This window comes from Shewanella sp. SW24 (assembly GCF_025653395.1).
Lineage (GTDB): Bacteria > Pseudomonadota > Gammaproteobacteria > Enterobacterales > Shewanellaceae > Shewanella > Shewanella oncorhynchi.
Genome location: NZ_JAKKSH010000092.1, coordinates 1 through 527, shown reverse-complemented (window position 1 = coordinate 527; position 527 = coordinate 1). Strand labels below are relative to the sequence as shown.

At 41.2% G+C, this 527-nt stretch carries 2 pseudogenes; both read left to right on the top strand.

From position 1 onward, the window contains the following. Positions 1-106 precede the first annotated feature (106 nt). Positions 107-277: pseudogene (locus L5M17_RS23080) on the top strand (IS4 family transposase); the annotation flags it as partial. A gap of 107 nt (positions 278-384) precedes the next feature. After that, positions 385-527, top strand: a pseudogene (locus tag L5M17_RS23075) (IS4 family transposase); the annotation flags it as partial.

Sequence of the window (527 nt, the reverse complement as noted above, 5' to 3'; positions counted from 1 at the left end):
CTGAAGAATCCCCTGATGATTTACAAATAAATCATCAAATTAGGGTGGAAGCGCATCTTGTTGCATGATCAAATGGTTTCGCTAAAAACTACACTTGGACAACAAGATGCGCGAAGCCAATATCCTACAACATTCTTTACACCAATACTGCCCAGAACTTCACCTAAAACGATTAAACAGCTTGATGCTGGCCTCTAAGGCACTGATTGAATGTAAGACACTGACCTTGACTGAGTTAGGTCGAAATTTACCAACCACGGCCCGAACCAAGCACAACACTGAAGAATCCCCTGATGATTTACAAATAAATCATCAAATTAGGGTGGAAGCGCATCTTGTTGCATGATCAAATGGTTTCTCCAAAAACTACACTTGGACAACAAGATGCGCGAAGCCAATATCCTACAACATTCTTTACACCAATACTGCCCAGAACTTCACCTAAAACGATTAAACAGCTTGATGCTGGCCTCTAAGGCACTGATTGAATGTAAGACACTGACCTTGACTGAGTTAGGTCGAAATTT